Annotated in this window: 15 protein-coding genes; 11 read left to right on the forward strand and 4 right to left on the reverse strand. The window is 62.9% G+C overall.

What is annotated here, in order from left to right; genetic code table 11:
• Positions 1-17: 17 nt before the first annotated feature.
• Both ACEN84_RS29040 and ACEN84_RS29045 read left to right on the forward strand, forming a co-directional pair.
• A complete protein-coding gene (locus ACEN84_RS29040; protein WP_413711480.1) occupies positions 18-1,049 on the forward strand; it encodes a CorA family divalent cation transporter in 1,032 nt (343 codons plus the stop codon).
• Positions 1,050-1,118: 69 nt separating this feature from the next.
• Positions 1,119-1,625, forward strand: coding sequence for a hypothetical protein (locus ACEN84_RS29045; protein ID WP_413711481.1), 507 nt, complete (start codon positions 1,119-1,121; stop codon positions 1,623-1,625).
• Positions 1,626-1,629: 4 nt separating this feature from the next.
• Here ACEN84_RS29045 and ACEN84_RS29050 read toward each other — a convergent pair whose 3' ends face one another.
• Positions 1,630-1,953 (reverse strand): DUF6074 family protein, encoded by a 324-nt coding sequence (locus tag ACEN84_RS29050; RefSeq protein WP_354541143.1) that lies wholly within the window; start codon positions 1,951-1,953, stop codon positions 1,630-1,632.
• A gap of 160 nt (positions 1,954-2,113) precedes the next feature.
• Between ACEN84_RS29050 and ACEN84_RS29055 the strand changes: the two genes are divergently transcribed.
• From ACEN84_RS29055 to ACEN84_RS29075, 5 genes are all read left to right on the forward strand, one after another.
• Positions 2,114-2,611 (forward strand): Lrp/AsnC family transcriptional regulator, encoded by a 498-nt coding sequence (locus tag ACEN84_RS29055; protein WP_112717883.1) that lies wholly within the window; start codon positions 2,114-2,116, stop codon positions 2,609-2,611.
• 119 nt (positions 2,612-2,730) lie between these two features.
• A complete protein-coding gene (locus ACEN84_RS29060; protein ID WP_413711482.1) occupies positions 2,731-4,227 on the forward strand; it encodes an NAD-dependent succinate-semialdehyde dehydrogenase in 1,497 nt (498 codons plus the stop codon).
• A gap of 36 nt (positions 4,228-4,263) precedes the next feature.
• A complete protein-coding gene (locus ACEN84_RS29065; protein WP_413711483.1) occupies positions 4,264-5,643 on the forward strand; it encodes an aspartate aminotransferase family protein in 1,380 nt (459 codons plus the stop codon).
• A 92-nt stretch (positions 5,644-5,735) separates the two neighbouring features.
• Entirely contained in the window at positions 5,736-5,933 is a 198-nt protein-coding gene (locus ACEN84_RS29070) for a hypothetical protein (protein ID WP_112717644.1), read from the forward strand.
• A gap of 40 nt (positions 5,934-5,973) precedes the next feature.
• Complete coding sequence (locus ACEN84_RS29075) at positions 5,974-6,612, forward strand: alpha/beta family hydrolase (RefSeq protein WP_413711484.1); 639 nt, start codon at positions 5,974-5,976, stop codon at positions 6,610-6,612.
• Between the two features lie 671 nt (positions 6,613-7,283).
• On the opposite strand, the gene ACEN84_RS29080 is transcribed toward ACEN84_RS29075, so the two are convergent.
• The 3 genes from ACEN84_RS29080 to ACEN84_RS29090 all read right to left on the reverse strand — a co-directional run bounded on the left by ACEN84_RS29080 (position 7,284) and on the right by ACEN84_RS29090 (position 10,426).
• Positions 7,284-7,631 carry a hypothetical protein gene (locus ACEN84_RS29080; RefSeq protein ID WP_413711485.1) on the reverse strand — a complete coding sequence of 116 codons (348 nt, stop codon included), beginning with the start codon at positions 7,629-7,631 and terminating at the stop codon, positions 7,284-7,286.
• Positions 7,632-7,708: 77 nt separating this feature from the next.
• Positions 7,709-9,763, reverse strand: coding sequence for a pyridoxamine 5'-phosphate oxidase family protein (locus ACEN84_RS29085; RefSeq protein WP_413711486.1), 2,055 nt, complete (start codon positions 9,761-9,763; stop codon positions 7,709-7,711).
• A 51-nt stretch (positions 9,764-9,814) separates the two neighbouring features.
• On the reverse strand, positions 9,815-10,426 hold the full coding sequence (locus ACEN84_RS29090; protein ID WP_413711487.1) for a glutathione S-transferase family protein: 612 nt from the start codon (positions 10,424-10,426) through the stop codon (positions 9,815-9,817).
• 128 nt (positions 10,427-10,554) lie between these two features.
• Here ACEN84_RS29090 and ACEN84_RS29095 point away from each other — a divergent pair, with 128 nt between their 5' ends.
• The 4 genes from ACEN84_RS29095 to ACEN84_RS29110 all read left to right on the forward strand — a co-directional run bounded on the left by ACEN84_RS29095 (position 10,555) and on the right by ACEN84_RS29110 (position 15,609).
• Positions 10,555-11,448: a LysR family transcriptional regulator gene (locus ACEN84_RS29095; RefSeq protein WP_413711488.1), complete on the forward strand. Its 894-nt coding sequence runs from the start codon at positions 10,555-10,557 to the stop codon at positions 11,446-11,448.
• Positions 11,449-11,525: 77 nt separating this feature from the next.
• Entirely contained in the window at positions 11,526-12,758 is a 1,233-nt protein-coding gene (gene pepT, locus ACEN84_RS29100; protein WP_413711489.1) for a peptidase T, read from the forward strand.
• Between the two features lie 199 nt (positions 12,759-12,957).
• Entirely contained in the window at positions 12,958-14,487 is a 1,530-nt protein-coding gene (gene glpD / locus ACEN84_RS29105; RefSeq protein WP_413711490.1) for a glycerol-3-phosphate dehydrogenase, read from the forward strand.
• Between the two features lie 42 nt (positions 14,488-14,529).
• Positions 14,530-15,609 (forward strand): ABC transporter ATP-binding protein, encoded by a 1,080-nt coding sequence (locus ACEN84_RS29110; RefSeq protein ID WP_413711491.1) that lies wholly within the window; start codon positions 14,530-14,532, stop codon positions 15,607-15,609.
• Positions 15,610-15,614 lie beyond the last annotated feature (5 nt).

A 15,614-nucleotide genomic window follows, 5' to 3' on the forward strand; every position in this document is an offset into this window, starting at 1 on the left:
GGGAGGATGGCGAGCGGATGGAAATTGCGGCCCCGAAGATCCAGCTGAATTACGGCGCCGAGCCGGGCATTCGCTTTGCGGTGCTACTCGACGGCAAGGGCGGCTGTCGCGAGATCGGTGCGACCGGTCTGCGCGACTGGAAGCCTGCCGATGGTATTCTCTGGGTTCACCTGGAACGCGATCACGTTGCCGCGGCCGCCTGGGTTGCCGAGCGTGGCGGCCTAGATCCGCTGGTGACGGATGCCCTGCTGGAAGACGAATCCCGCCCGCGTGTCGAGCCTGTCGACGACGGTTTGCTGATCATCCTGCGCGGCGTCTGCGCGGCACCACCCGAAGAGGCCGAAGACGCGTCCGTCGATCTCGATCTCGTCCCGCTGCATGCCTGGGTGGATGAAAACCGTGTCGTCACCCTGCGCGACAGCGGGCACTATATCACGGCGCTGCGCGACATCCGCCAGGCGCTGGAAAAGGGCAAGGGGCCGAAGCGCACCGGCGAACTTCTGGCACTCGTCAGCGACAAGCTTGTCAGAGACTTGGAGCCTGTTCTTGACCAGATGGACGAGGAAGTCGATGAGCTCGACGAGTTGATCTTTCACGGCGAAGCCGCCGAAGTGCGCGAGCGTCTCAAGCTGCTGCGCCGCCGCGCCGTTCAGCTGCGCCGCTACCTCGCTCCGCAGCGTGACGCGCTGAACCGTATCGAGCACGACGATGCGCCCTGGCTTGCCGAGCGCGACAAGCTCCGGATGCGCGAGGTCATCGACAAGCTGATGCGCTTCATCGAATATCTCGACGCGATCCGCGACCGCACCGGCATCCTGCATGACGACCTTTCGACCGTCATCAGCGAGCGCATCGCCCGCAATTCCAACAGGCTTGCCGCCCTTGCGGCGCTGCTCCTGCCGCCGAGCGTCGTGGCTGGCCTCTTCGGCATGAATGTCGGCGGCATTCCAGGGGTCAACGACACCTGGGCCTTCATCATCATCGTCGCCTTCGTGGCGGCGACTTCGGTGGCGACGCTCTACGTGCTGAAGCGCATCAACTGGCTTTGAGTGCCGGGCGCGGAACCGGTGGGTGATGGACAGCGTTCTGTCCCAATTCCGCTCAGGGGGATTGAGATAATGCGTCGTCAAGCACGTCTTATTGCAGTTCTTGCCGGTCTCTGTGCCGCCGCTCCGGCCACCGCCGACGAGGCGGGGTTCCTGCAGCCGCTCAGCGGCAGCTGGACAGGCACCGGCAAGGTGCTCAGAAAGATCGGCAGCTCGCCGATCAATGTTTCCTGCAAATTCAATATAGATGCGCCGGGAGCCTCGATCTCGATGCGAGGCAATTGCCGGGGCCTTCTGGTGGTCAACCGGGCGATCTCCGCCGACCTCTCGGCGCGCGGCACGCGCTATTCCGGCAACTATACCGGCCCGTCCGGCTCGCCGTCGCAGCTCTCGGGCAGCCGCCAGGGTGATGTCATCAATCTCGCTGTGCGCTGGGCGCGGCTCGTCAACGGCGACCGCAATGCCAACATGACGATCCGCAAGCGCGGCAATAGCCAGCTGCTGATCCAGACGATCGACAAGGATCCGGCGTCGGGCAAGTCGGTGACCACAAGCGAGATCAGCCTGCGCCGGCAGTGATGGCTCAGGCTGTGCGGCGCTTCTTCTGCTGCTCGGCGCGCGTTGCCGAGAGAGCCCGTGCCTGATGGCGCTGGACGAGCGCCGTCTGCACCGTTGCCTGGAAATCGAGAACGCGATCGCGCACGGCGTCTTCCGACAGGCCGCACTGGCCGAGCTCGTCTGCCAGACGGCGGCATTCGGCCTTCCAGAATGTCACGGCTGCCTCGCCATGCAGGTTATCGAGCGTCTCGGCACAGCGATCGACATCGCCCGCCTTGGTCACGTCGCGCACGATCAAAAGTTCGCTGTTCTTGAGAGCGGCCAGAAGCGCCGCAGGAGAGGCATCCATCGAATCATCCCGTTTTGTCAGCACAATCGTTAGACCGGCGATGGTTAACGACTGCTTGCGCACAGGAAGACAGCGATTTCGATCGCCGGATTGACGGCGGCAAAATGCGCTTCCATTGTCGCGCTTCGCTCATGAAATGATTTGCAAGCCCGGAAAGATCATGAAGTTAGACGCCATCGACCTCAGAATTCTCGATGCGATTCAGCGGGATGGCCGCATTACCAAACTTGCTTTGGCAGAAAAGGCCGGCCTTTCGCCGACGCCTTGCTGGATGCGGCTGCGCAAGCTCGAGAAGGCAGGGATCGTCACCGGCTATCACGCACGCATCGCGCTGCGCAAAATCGCCCCGGTCGCCAGCGTCATGGTCGAGGTCACGCTTGCCAACCACCGTCAGAGCGATTTCGAGCGCTTCGAGCGGGCGATCGCCGGCATCCCGGAGATCGTCGGCTGCTGGTCCGTCGGCGGCGGGGTCGATTACTTCCTGCGGATCGCCGCCCCCGATATCGATGCCTACCAGCGGCTGATCGACGGGCTGCTCGACCGCGAGCTCGGGATCGAGCGCTATTTCACCTACATCGTCACCAAGACGGTCAAGGACGAGACCGTACTGCCAGTCGCCGCTCTGGTACAGCCGGGCGAAACCTCGAACGACGCATAGAGAGATCATGCGGCCCGGCCCTCAGCCTTAGACAATCTCTCTGTTTGAAGCGCCCTCAAAGGACAAAATCTCGCCTCCTCCCGTGAAAGACTTCGGTGTCGGTAACGAGGAGACAGGACATGACCGCGGTTTTTGCCCGCCCCGATTTTCATCAGGCGCTTTCGCGTCTCAAGGACAGGCATCTGCTGCGCGACCTCGCCTATTGCGATGGCCGCTGGACGTCCGCTGCCGATAACAAGAGCTTCGAGGTCACCGACCCGGCAAGCGGCGCGACCGTCGCCTGGGTCGCAAGCCTCGGCGCCGCCGAGACCACCGCGGCCATCGATGCCGCCTCGCGGGCGCTGCCCGCCTGGCGCGGACTGCTGCCGCAGGAGCGCGCCCGCATCCTCAGAAAATGGTACGAACTGATGCTCGCCGCCAAGGACGATCTGGCGCTGATCATGACGCTCGAGCAGGGCAAGCCGCTCGCCGAGTCTCTCGGAGAGATCGACTATGCCGCATCCTTCGTCGAATGGTATGCCGAGGAAGGCAAACGGCTGAATGCCGAGAATGTCACGAGCCATCTTCCGGGCGCCGAAATGATCGTGCGCCGCGAGGCGCTCGGCGTCACCGCGATCGTCACCCCCTGGAATTTCCCCTCTGCTATGGTCACCCGCAAGGCGGCCGCGGCACTTGCAGCAGGCTGCACCGTCGTTGCCCACCCCTCCTCCGAAACGCCGCTCTCGGCACTGGCTCTCGCCGAACTCGGCGAGCGTGCCGGCATTCCCGCCGGCGTCTTCAACGTCGTTACCGGCGATGCCGCTGTTATCGTCGGGCGCCTTTGCGAGGACGACCGGGTGCGTGCCGTCAGCTTCACCGGCTCGACCGGTATCGGGCGGCTGATTGCGGCACAATGCGCGCCGACCATGAAGCGGCTGGTGATGGAACTCGGCGGCCACGCGCCGCTGATCATCTTCGAGGATGCCGATATCGAGCAGGCGGTGAAGATCGCCATCGACGCCAAGTTCGCGACGTCGGGGCAGGATTGCCTCGCCGCCAACCGGATCTTTGTGCATCGCTCGATCGCCCCGCGTTTCGAACAGGCTTTCGCATCGCGCATCCGCCAGCTGAAGGTCGGTGACGGCTTCTCGGCGGATGCGGAGATCGGTCCCCTCATGCATGAGCGGGCCGTCGCCAAGGTCGAGGAACAGGTCGAGGACGCCCTGAAGCGCGGCGCCAAGCTCATCACTGGCGGCAAGCGCCACAAGGCCGGCAAACTGTTCTACGAGCCGACCCTGCTTTCGAACATTCCGGCCGACGCGCTGATCATGCGCGAAGAAACCTTCGGCCCGGTCGCTGGGATCACGGTCTTCGATACCGAAGAGGAAGTCGTCGCCAAGGCGAACGATACCGAATACGGCCTCGTCGCCTATGTCGTGACCGCCAATGGCGCACGCCAGATGCGGCTCGGCCGGGCGCTGGAATACGGCATGGTCGCCATCAACCGTGTGAAGATCACCGGCGGCCCGATCCCCTTCGGCGGCTGGAAGCAATCCGGCATCGGCCGCGAGGGCTCGCGCCACGGCATCGAGGCCTTCACCGAGCTCAAATATCTCTGCATCGACACTGCCGCGTAAGCGGCCCTCCCAATCCAGACATCAAGGACATCAGCCATGCTCGACAGAAGCAACGAACTCAACGCCTGGGACCGCGACCACTTCTTCCACCCCTCGACGCATATGGGCATGCATGCCCGCGGCGAGACGCCGACGCGCGTCATTTCCTCGGGTGAAGGCGCCTACATCACCGATAGCAACGGCCGCACCAGCCTGGATGCGTTCGCCGGTCTCTATTGCGTCAATGTCGGATACGGCCGCCAGAAGATCGCCGATGCGATTGCCAACCAGGCGAAGAACCTCGCCTATTACCACGCCTATGTCGGCCACGGCACGGAAGCGTCGATCACGCTGTCGAAGATGATCATCGACCGGGCACCTGAAGGCATGAGCCGCGTCTATTTCGGCCTGTCGGGTTCGGATGCCAATGAGACCAACATCAAGCTGATCTGGTATTACAACAACATCCTCGGCCGCCCGGAGAAGAAGAAGATCATCTCGCGCTGGCGCGGCTACCACGGCTCCGGCGTCATGACCGGCTCTCTGACCGGGCTCGAACTCTTCCACAAGGCTTTCGATCTGCCGCGTGCGCCGATTCTGCACACCGAGGCACCCTATTACTTCCGCCGCCCCGACCGCTCGATGGATGAGGAGCAGTTCTCGCAATATTGCGCCGACAAGCTGGAAGAGATGATCCTTGCCGAAGGCCCGGATACGGTTGCCGCGTTCATCGGCGAGCCGATCCTCGGCACCGGCGGTATCGTGCCGCCGCCGAAGGGCTACTGGCAGAAGATCCAGGCAGTTCTCGACAAGTATGACGTGATGCTCGTCGCCGACGAAGTCGTCACCGGCTTCGGCCGCCTCGGCACCATGTTCGGCTCCGATCACTACGGCATGAAGCCAGGTCTCATCACCATCGCCAAGGGCCTCACCTCGGCCTACGCCCCGCTTTCCGGCACCATCGTTTCCGACAAGGTCTGGCAGGTGCTGGTCCAGGGTTCCGACCAGATGGGCGCGATCGGCCACGGCTGGACCTATGCGGCGCACCCGATCTGCGCGGCGGCCGGCATCGCCAATCTCGAACTGATCGACGAGCTCGATCTCGTAAAGAATGCCGGCGAGACCGGCGCTTACTTCCGCAGCGAGCTTGCCAAGGCCGTCGGCTCTCACAAGCATGTCGGCGAAGTGCGCGGCGACGGCCTGATGGCGGCGATCGAATTCGTCGAGGACAAGGACGACCGCAAATTCTTCGACGTCTCCCGCAAGGTCGGCCCGCAGATTGCCGCCGCCCTTCTCGAGCGCGGCGTCATCGGCCGCGCTATGCCGCAGGGCGACATCCTGGGCTTCGCACCGCCGCTCTGCCTGACCCGCGAGGAGGCCGATATCGTCGTCAAGGCGGCAGCCGGCGCCATCGACACGGTCTTCAAGTCTCTCTGAGCTTGACTGAGCCCGCAGCGCGCGGGCTCCCCTTCGAGAGCGCGGAACCAACTGCGCTCTCGAAAGTTGCTTATTCAGAAGGGAGCACGAAGATGCTGACACTTGAAGAAGCAATGCTGGTATCTGCAGATCGCGTCGAGCACTGCCGCGGCGAAGTGGAACTTGACGCCGTCGATCTGATCGATCGTTTCGAGGCAGCCGGCTTTTCGCGCAAGGAAGTGCTGGTGGCGCTGACCGAGATCCTCACCGAGGAATTTTCCAACCTTCCCGACCTGCCGCGTTTCCATTGAGGGACTGGCCGGACAGTTCGTCAGGCGGTAGAACGTCCTGATGGACAGCCGCCTTCTCATCACCGGCCCCGATGATGCCGGAACCACCATTCTACTCGCCCACGGCGCGGGTGCGCCGATGGATTCCAAGTCGATGAACGCTGCCGCGGCAGCACTCGCCGATGCCGGTTTCCGCGTCGCCCGTTTCGAATTCGGCTATATGGCGGCGCGCCGCACCTCGGATCAGCGAAAGCCGCCGCCGAAGGCCGAAACGCTGCAGCCGGAATATCGCGATGCCGTTGCGGCGCTCGGCGCTAAGAGCAAGCTGGTGATCGGCGGCAAGTCGATGGGCGGGCGGGTTGCTAGCATGCTGGCCGACGAGCTTCATGCCGCCGGGGAGATCGCCGGTCTCCTCTGCCTGGGCTATCCCTTCCATCCGCCGGAAAAACCGGCGCAGCTGCGCACCGCGCATCTGGAAAACCTGCATACCCCGGCGCTGATCGTCCAGGGCACCCGCGATCCTTTCGGCACCCGGCCGGAGGTCGAGGGCTACACACTTTCCAAGGCGATCCGCATACTCTGGCTCGACGATGGCGACCACGATCTGGTGCCGCGCAAGAAGCTCTCAGGCTTCTCGGCCGCCGATCATCTGCAGACGCTGGGCCGCGAAGTCTCCGCTTGGGCGGCGAACCTGAAATAACTGCGGAAAAAGAAAAAGGCGCTCGACCCAGAGGGGAGCGCCTTTTCTTTATTGCCCGGACGGCGAAAGCTCAGCGGACCAGAGGTCAGCCGCGCAGGCCATCGATACGGGTGGTGAGCGCTAAATAGCGTCACGGTTTTGGAATTTCAAGAGGGTCTATTCGCCTTTGCGCCGATTCTTCGGAATGCATAGAGCTGTTGCCCAAAGGACACCCGCCTCCCGGTAAAGCAGGGAGGCGGGCGTATTAGGAAGCCGGTACGCAATACTTCAACCGGCTGTGTGGCCACGGCCGGAGAATGCCCTGAAATATCAAGGATTCAAGCGAATGCTGATATGGTGGTTACGGGGTAAGCTTAACGAGGCCCGGGAGATGCCTTCGCCAAGCGCCTTATGAGATTTGGCGCGATATGACATGGTCTGTTTGACTCACGCGGCGTAAGTCAAAACGGCGGCAGCAATAACGATCATTGTTACGCTTACCAGACCTATCAGACCGTAATTTGGTGCAGCGTTCATGCTGTCCCTCCTGTTTGATAGTGGGACAGATTTTCCATCAACGTGTGCCACCTGGTAAAGAACGCAAAACGAGTATCGCATTTCTTGGTATAGGCCAGGTTAATGCAAGAAAGCCCGCATGTTAGAGCGGGCCTTTATCATCGTTTCGAAGCTTTTTACTGCGCGCAATCGGGCGCCATTGTGCCGGCAGCATCGCCGCTATTGTTTTGCTGTCCGGCGCACGGGATAGACGGGGGAATGGCCCGGTTGACGCCACCCGGATTGATGGTCCGGCCACCCTTGTTGAGATCGACGGTGCCGGGGTTGATAGTGCTGTTGGTGATGCCGGGATCGGTTGCGGTTCGACCGGTCGTGCCGCCGCCGATATTGGGGCTGATCGACTGGTGCGATCCGGTCATGCCACTGCCGGATGCACCACCCGGGGGGCTGACCGTCGTCTGGGCAAGCGCCGCGGATGCGATGGAAGCAGCGATGAAAGATGCTGTGATGAGCGATTTCAACATCTCGAAAAACTCCTCTGATGTCATCTGGCTAACCGGCGACCGGGAGGTTTGTTCGTTCACAAGGCAGTGAGCGCGCCTCAGAGCTCCAGATGCAGGGCACCGCCTTCGGCCGGAACCGCACTGCAGATCAGCGCTTCGCCCGCTTCGACGGGATAGCTCGGCTCGGTGATATAGCTGACATCTCCCTTGACGATCCGCGTTTTGCAATCGCCGCAATTGCCGGCGCGGCAGCCATAGGCGGGCATCAGCCCGCGCGCTTCGGCAAATTCCAGCAGCGATCCGTCACCCGGCTTCCAGCGTGCTTCCTTGGCCGACTGCGTGAAGATCACCCGCGACGGCTCGGTGGCCGCCGGTTTCGAGGGCACTGCTGCTGCAGCGGCCGATTTGGCATCACGCTTCAGCGCCGAGGGACCGAAGGCTTCCGCATGGATACGCTCTTCCGCAACGTTCAACCCACGCAGGCCATCGTGCACCGACTGCATGAAGGCCGCCGGGCCGCAGAGGTAGAAATCATAATCGCCGAACGGCAGATGTGCCTTCAACAGATCCATATCGATCCGGCCTGCAGCGTCATAGCTGCCCTCGTCACCGGAGGCGGGAGTGCTCAGCACCCGGATATCGTGGACGGTGCCCTGGCTGCGCTCGACCAGCTCGGCAATCTCGCGATCGAAGGCGCGTTCGGCGCGCGTCCGCGACGAGCGGAACAGCCAAATCGGGCGGCGGTGGCGCGTGCGGTCGCCTTCGTGAACGACGTGACGCAGCATCGACAGAAGCGGCGTGATGCCGATGCCGGCGGCCAGCAGCACGGCCGGCCGCTTGCGCTCCATGGCCTCGATCGTGAAGGCGCCGCCGGGCGCCATCGCCTCGATCTCGTCGCCCGGCTGCAGTGCGTGAAGCCGCTGCGATGCCCGGCCCTCGCGCTTGACGCTCAGCCGGTAATAACCGTCTGATGGCGCGCTTGAGATCGTATAGCTGCGGCGCAGCGCCTCGTCGCCATCGGTGATCTTCACCGGCAGATGCTGACCGGCCAGATGAGGGATCAAGGCGTCGCCATCGACGGGCGCCAGATAGAGCGAGCGGATCGTCTCGCTCTCGTCGACGGCCTTCTCGACGCGGAATGTCCGCCATGCCCTGGCCTTGGCCGCCGCCTTCAGGCGGCGGTCGGCCTCGACCCAGCTGCCGGTCATCAGGCTGCTCGGCGAGAAGCCGTTTTCGGCGAAGGTCCAGCGTAGCGGCAAGGCATCCGGCCGCAGCACGACCTGCTCAGGTTTGACACGCCACAACCGTTCCGCCCCCTCGAAGGCAGCAATCTCCGGCGAGTCGAGAATGACCTCGACGCTGCCCGTCAGCTGCAGCACGGTACCGGTGTCGTGATCGACGAAGACGAGGCCGGCGCGCGGGTTGACGATGAAATTGCCGAGCGTGCTGAAGAACAGGTTGCCATTGAAATCGGGCACCGTGAGGCTGCCATCGGCTTCGATCCGCACGAAGCCCGGCTTGCCGCCGCGATGCGAGACGTCGACCTGCCGCCCTTCATCGGGACGATCGGCATAGGAGGCGACGAAGAATGTGTCGGCCTCTTCGATGATCTTGCGCGCTGCCGCATCCAGCCCGTCGGAGGCGATTGCCGTCGAGGAAGACGGTGCGGCCGGATCGCGGACGAACTCGAAATAGCGGTTCTGGATGTAGCGCGGGCAGTTGCCGAAGCTCTGGCCGACGCTGACATCGAAGCGATCGTCGCTGCTGCGGCTGACCGTGCCGTTCAGACGGTTGCGGCGGCGGGTGATGAGGTCGACGCCGACGAGGCCGATCGGATCGCCATCTTCCATGCCGCGCTCTGCCGGATCGCTTGAGTCGCGGCCGACTTCGACGGTCAGCGTCAGCGGATCGGGCGAATGCATGAAACCCGGCTTTCCAGCGCGGATCGTCGCCCAGGGCCAACCATCGGGATCGACACTGCCGATCGCGATGAAGGGCAGCAGCGGATAGAACTCGCGATGCTGATCGAGCAGGAAGGTGCGCAGCACCCGGCGGCCGACAGGTTCCATCTGTTCGGCGACGCCAACGCTCCGCTGCAACTCGATTTCGCCCTCATGCCAGGGCGAAGCTGGTTTTTCGACGCCATCAAGCATTGGTGCCTCCTATGAGAAAAGCGGCCGGACAATTCCGGCCGCAGCCTGCGATCAGGCAGCAAGACCGGCTGCGGTCTTGCGGAACTCGACGAAGCCCGGCAGGGCTTCGATCCGTGCGAGCCAGCTGCGCACTTCCTGGTAGGGCGTCAGATCGACATTCCCTTCCGGTGCGTTGACGATGTAGCTGTAGAGCGCGATGTCTGCGATCGTCGGACGGTCGCCGATGATGAAGCGGTGTTTTTCGAGCTCGGCATCGATCAGCGTCAGGATGCGATGCGCACGGGCGATCACTTCTTCAGGACGGAAGTTCGCGCCGAACACCGTAATCAGACGGGCCGCGGCCGGGCCGTAGGCAATCTCGCCTGCCGCCACGGCAAGCCACTTCTGCACCTTGGCAACCGACGGCAGGTCATCCGGCAGCCAATCCTTGCGGCCGAGCTTTTTGGCGACATAGACGAGGATCGCAGTGGAATCGTTGACGATCACGCCATCGTCGTCGAGCACCGGCACCTGGCCGAACGGATTGATCTTGAGGTATTCCGGCGACTTGTGCTCGCCATTGGGGATATCGACTTCGATCAGCTCCGCCTTGACCCCGAGGAGCGAGAGAAAGAGCACGGCGCGATGCGCATGGCCGGAGAGCGGGAAGTGATAGAGTTTCATAGCGGGGTTCCTTTTGCAGCGGGTTGAAGCGGTTGGCCCTGATGACCTGCGAAGAAACCTAGTGATTTCCGATTTCCTGTAGTAGATAGTGATTTCGATAATCATCCTCTCATTTTCTGGAAGGAAAGATGGATCGTCTCGATGCGATGAGCGTGCTTCTGGCAGTGGTGGAGAACGGCAGCCTCTCCGCAGCCTCGCGCGCCCTGCATTCGCCACTGCCGACGGTCAGCCGCAAGATCTCGGAGCTTGAGGCGCATCTCGGCATCCGGTTGATCAGGCGCACCAATCGCCGGATCTCGCTGACGGAAGCAGGCGAAGGCTATGTGAGCGCGGCGCGCGAGATCCTGGGCCGCGTCGAGGAAGCGGAGCGGCGCGCCTCGGGCGAGTACCTCTCCCCCAAGGGCGATCTGACGATGACGGCGCCGATCGTTTTCGGACGGCTGCATGTGTTGCCCGTAATCACCGACTTCCTAAAGGCATTCCCTGACATCAACATGCGGCTGACGATGAGCGACCGGCCGGTCAGCCTGGCAGACGAGCATATCGATGTGGCGCTGCGTATCCGCACTCTCTCGGAAAACAATCTGATCGCCACCCGGCTCGGCAGTATCCGCCGGACGATCTATGCCAGTCCCGATTACCTCCGGCGCCACGGCCGTCCGGCGCATCCGCGCGAGCTTGCCAATCACGCCTGCGTTTCCTTCGAGGGCATCTTTTCGGCGCAGTTCTGGACGCTGCGGGAAAACGATCAGGAGATCGCCGCGCCGATCCACCCGCGGCTGTCGGTCAACACGGCAGAGGCCGCCGTCGATGCCGCGGTGGCGGGCCTTGGGATTACCCGGGTGCTCTCTTACCAGGCAAAGCGTGCCGTCGAAGGCGGCTTGCTGGTACCGCTGCTGGAAGAGTTCGAGCAGCAGCCCTCGCCCGTCCATCTTGTACATCTGTCGCAGGGCGTATTGCCGCTGAAGCTCAGGGTATTCCTGGATTTCGCCGCGCCGCGCCTGCGCGCTGTCCTGCGCTGACGGCACAAAACGCCGTTCACCTTGGCGCCGTCACGGTCTATACCGGTCTTCCCCACAGACAATCACCGGATGACCCCATGACCAGCTCCGTTCTCGACCGCTTCCTGCGCTACGCCGTCATCGACACGCAGTCCGACCCGACATCGAAGAGCCAGCCCTCGACCGAAAAGCAGAAGAATCTCGGGCGCGTGCTGGTCGAAGAACTGCTGGAGATCGGCCTTTCGGACGCGCATCTGGATGAACATGGCTATGTCTACGCGACGATCCCGGCCAACACGGAAAAGACCGTTCCGGTCATCTGCTTCTGTTCGCATATGGACACCGCGCCTGATTTCACCGGCACCAATGTCAAGCCGCAGATCGTCCGCAACTATCAGGGTGGCGACATTACGCTGACCGGCGATACGCAACAGGTGATCCGCGTCGCCGACCATCCGACGCTGAAGGATCAGATCGGCAACGATATCATCACGACCGATGGCACGACGCTGCTCGGCGCCGACGACAAGGCCGGCCTTGCCGAGATCATGACCGCGGCGAAGTTCCTGGTCGACAATCCCTCGATCAAGCACGGCACGATCAAGATCCTGTTCACGCCCGACGAGGAAATCGGCCGCGGTGTCGACAAGGTCGATCTGAAGAAGCTCGGCGCCGAATTTGCCTATACGATCGACGGCTCGACCGCCGGCGAGATCGAAGACGAGACCTTCTCGGCCGACGGCGTCGAGATCTCGATCCAGGGTGTCGCCATGCATCCGGGTTTTGCCAAGGGCAAGATGGAGAATGCCATCAAAATCGCCGGCGAGATCATCGCCAAGCTGCCGAAGCATATCGCCCCCGAGACCACATCCGGCCGCGAAGGCTTCATCCACCCGACCGGCGTGACGGGATCGATGGAAAAGGCCGAGCTCGGCTTCATCATCCGCGATTTCGTCGATGAGGGCCTTGCCGAGAAGGAGGTCCTGCTCGAAGGGATCGTCAAGGAGGTCATCGCCGCCTATCCCGGCTCCTCCTACACGTTCAAGGTCAAGCACCAGTACCGCAACATGAAATCGGTACTCGACCGCAATCCGGAGATCGTCGAACACGCGATCGAGGCGATCCGCCGTGCCGGGATGAATCCGGTGCGCGGCAGCATCCGCGGCGGCACCGATGGGTCGCGCCTCTCGTTCATGGGACTGCCCACCGCCAACATTTTCGACGGCGGCCATGCCTTCCACTCGCCGCTCGAATGGGTAAGCATCCAGGATATGGAGAAGGCCGTGGCGACGATCGTCGAAACTGCGAAGATATGGGAAGAGCGGGCCTGAGGGCCCGCCAAACCGCTAACTCAATCCGAAAGCTGGATTTTCGCTCTTTGCACAGCTGAGCAATATTTCACGCCTCTAAGATCGTTTTAGGCCCCCGCAAACATTCGTTTGACATTCGGTTCGTCTTCACTTCTAGTCTCTCAAGTTTCGGTTTGCCGGGGAGGGTAATCGAAACTGATGGCACGCACGGGAGGGGAATGTGGGCCAAACACTGCACGACCTATTCGTGATCGGCGGAGGCATCAACGGCTGCGGGATCGCGCGTGATGCGGCGGGGCGCGGCTATTCGGTGGCGCTGGCGGAGATGAACGACTTCGCCTCCGGCACCTCGTCGGGCGCCACCAAGCTGATCCATGGCGGCCTGCGCTATCTCGAACATTACGAGTTCCGCCTTGTCCGGGAATCGCTGATGGAGCGCGAAGTGCTCTGGGCGATGGCGCCGCATATCATCTGGCCGATGCGTTTCGTCCTGCCCTATCACAAGGGCGGCATCCGCCCGGCCTGGCTGATCCGGCTGGGACTGTTCCTCTACGATCACCTCGGCGGCCGCAAGCTCTTGCCGCCGACATCAGTGCTCGACATGCGCCGCGACGCCGCCGGCAAGCCCTTGAAGGCGCTGTTTACGAAAGCCTTCGAATATTCCGACGGCTGGGTCGACGATGCCCGCATGGTGGTGCTGAACGCCCGGGATGCAGCCGACAAGGGCGCGCTGATCATGCCGCGGACCAAAGTGGTGTCGGCGCGGCGCGAGAACGGGCTGTGGGTCGTCGAGACGGTGGATACGCTCTCGGGCCGCAGCGAGACGCATCAGGCCCGCATGCTGGTCAATGCCGCCGGTCCCTGGGTCGATCACGTCATCCGCGCCGCCTTCGGCCAGAACGAGGCCCGCCATGTCCGCCTCGTGCAGGGCAGCCATATCGTCGTCAGGAAGAAGTTCGACGGTCCCAAGGCCTATTTCTTCCAGAACCCTGATAACCGCATCATCTTCGCCATTCCCTATGAGGACGACTTCACCCTGATCGGCACCACCGACCGGGATTATGGCGGCGATCCCAAGGATGTCAGGATATCCGCTGAAGAGACGGATTATCTCTGCAAGGCGGCCAGCGAATACTTCAAGGAGCCGGTCACGGCCGACGATATCGTCTGGACCTATTCCGCCGTCCGCCCGCTCTTCGACGACGGCGCCTCGAAGGCGCAGGAGGCGACGCGCGATTACGTGCTGAAGCTTGAAGGCAAAGACGGCAGCGAGGCGAATGCGGCGCCGCTTCTCAATGTCTTCGGCGGCAAGCTCACCACCTACCGGCGTCTGTCGGAACATGCGCTGGAGAAGATCGGCGAGGCGATCGGCATGAGGGGCAGCCCTTGGACGGCGAAGAGCCATCTGCCGGGCGGGGATTTTCCAGCGCAGGGGTTTGAGGCGGAAGTGGCCAGGCTGCAGGCGGCCTATCCGTTCCTGGCGCCGGCCCATGCGCGGCGGCTGACGCGCCGCTACGGCACCAAGGCCACCATCCTGCTCGGCAAGGCAGCCTCGACCGCCGATCTCGGCCGGCATTTCGGGTCGGATCTCTATGAGGCCGAAGTGCGCTATCTCATGCAGAACGAATGGGCCTTCACCGCTGAGGATGTTCTCTGGAGGCGGACGAAGGCCGGACTACACATGACGACGGAACAGATGCAGACATTGGAGGAGTACATCGCCGCCCTGCCCGCACAGCTCGCCGGGTAGGACGGCATGTGGTCCCCGTCTTGAGGAGGCACGGGAACCGGAATGCTCGAACTGCGCAATGCCGCCAAGATGGTGGGGGGTGAATACCATATTCACCCAACCGATCTGACACTCGAACGGGGGTCGCTGAACGTCCTGCTTGGACCGACGCTCTCCGGCAAGACATCGCTGATGCGGCTGATGGCCGGGCTCGACCGCCCGACCAGCGGATCGGTGCATTTCGACGGCGCCGACGTGACCGGCGTGCGGGTCCAGAAGCGCAATGTCGCGATGGTCTACCAGCAGTTCATCAACTACCCGGCATTGTCGGTCTACGAGAACATCGCCTCGCCGATGCGCATTGCCGGCCGCGATGCCAAGACCATCGACATCGAGGTGCGCAAGGCCGCCGACCTGATGAAGCTGACGCCCTATCTCGACCGTACGCCCCTTAATCTTTCCGGTGGCCAGCAGCAGCGCACGGCGCTTGCCCGCGCCCTCGTCAAGAATGCCAGCCTGGTGCTGCTCGACGAGCCGCTCGCCAATCTCGACTATAAGCTGCGAGAAGAGCTTCGCGAAGAGCTGCCGCGCATCTTCGCAGCCTCCGGGGCGATCTTCGTCTACGCAACGACCGAACCTTCCGAGGCGCTTCTCCTCGGCGGCAATACCGCGACGTTGAACGAAGGCCGGGTCACGCAATTCGGCAAGACGATCGACGTCTATCGCCGCCCCGTCGATCTCGTCACCGCCAAAACCTTCGCCGACCCGCCGCTGAATTTCATCGATGTCGTCAAGAGCGGCCCGATCCTGCGGCACGCAAGCGGCGTCGAGTTCGCCGCGCCGGCGCATCTTTCCGGCATGGCCGACGGGGCCGCGACCATCGCTTTCCACCCGCACCATCTGGCGCTGGCCGCACAAACGCAGGCGTCGCCGAAGCTGATCGCGAAAACGCAGATCTCCGAGATCACCGGCTCGGAAAGCTTCGTGCATGTGGATTTCAACGGCGTGCGCTGGGTGATGCTGGCACACGGCATCCACGACATCGATCCGGATACCGAGATCGCCGTCTATCTCGACACCCGCCACCTCATGGCCTTCGGGCCGGATGGCCGGGCGATCGCAACCGGCAACCAGGCGGCTTAGGAGGC

The sequence above is a fragment of the Rhizobium sp. Rhizsp82 genome (genome assembly GCF_047325115.1).
Classification (GTDB): Bacteria; Pseudomonadota; Alphaproteobacteria; order Rhizobiales; family Rhizobiaceae; genus Rhizobium.

Coding starts and splice junctions, on each gene's coding strand:
- ACEN84_RS29075 (WP_413711484.1), top strand. CDS start 5,974: ATGGACAGCCGCCTTCTCATCACCGGCCCCGATGATGCCGGAACCACC.
- ACEN84_RS29060 (WP_413711482.1), top strand. CDS start 2,731: ATGACCGCGGTTTTTGCCCGCCCCGATTTTCATCAGGCGCTTTCGCGT.
- ACEN84_RS29050 (WP_354541143.1), bottom strand. CDS start 1,953: ATGGATGCCTCTCCTGCGGCGCTTCTGGCCGCTCTCAAGAACAGCGAA.
- ACEN84_RS29095 (WP_413711488.1), top strand. CDS start 10,555: ATGGATCGTCTCGATGCGATGAGCGTGCTTCTGGCAGTGGTGGAGAAC.
- ACEN84_RS29055 (WP_112717883.1), top strand. CDS start 2,114: ATGAAGTTAGACGCCATCGACCTCAGAATTCTCGATGCGATTCAGCGG.
- pepT (WP_413711489.1), top strand. CDS start 11,526: ATGACCAGCTCCGTTCTCGACCGCTTCCTGCGCTACGCCGTCATCGAC.
- ACEN84_RS29090 (WP_413711487.1), bottom strand. CDS start 10,426: ATGAAACTCTATCACTTCCCGCTCTCCGGCCATGCGCATCGCGCCGTG.
- ACEN84_RS29045 (WP_413711481.1), top strand. CDS start 1,119: ATGCGTCGTCAAGCACGTCTTATTGCAGTTCTTGCCGGTCTCTGTGCC.
- ACEN84_RS29085 (WP_413711486.1), bottom strand. CDS start 9,763: ATGCTTGATGGCGTCGAAAAACCAGCTTCGCCCTGGCATGAGGGCGAA.
- ACEN84_RS29110 (WP_413711491.1), top strand. CDS start 14,530: ATGCTCGAACTGCGCAATGCCGCCAAGATGGTGGGGGGTGAATACCAT.
- ACEN84_RS29040 (WP_413711480.1), top strand. CDS start 18: ATGGAAATTGCGGCCCCGAAGATCCAGCTGAATTACGGCGCCGAGCCG.
- ACEN84_RS29070 (WP_112717644.1), top strand. CDS start 5,736: ATGCTGACACTTGAAGAAGCAATGCTGGTATCTGCAGATCGCGTCGAG.
- ACEN84_RS29065 (WP_413711483.1), top strand. CDS start 4,264: ATGCTCGACAGAAGCAACGAACTCAACGCCTGGGACCGCGACCACTTC.
- ACEN84_RS29080 (WP_413711485.1), bottom strand. CDS start 7,631: ATGTTGAAATCGCTCATCACAGCATCTTTCATCGCTGCTTCCATCGCA.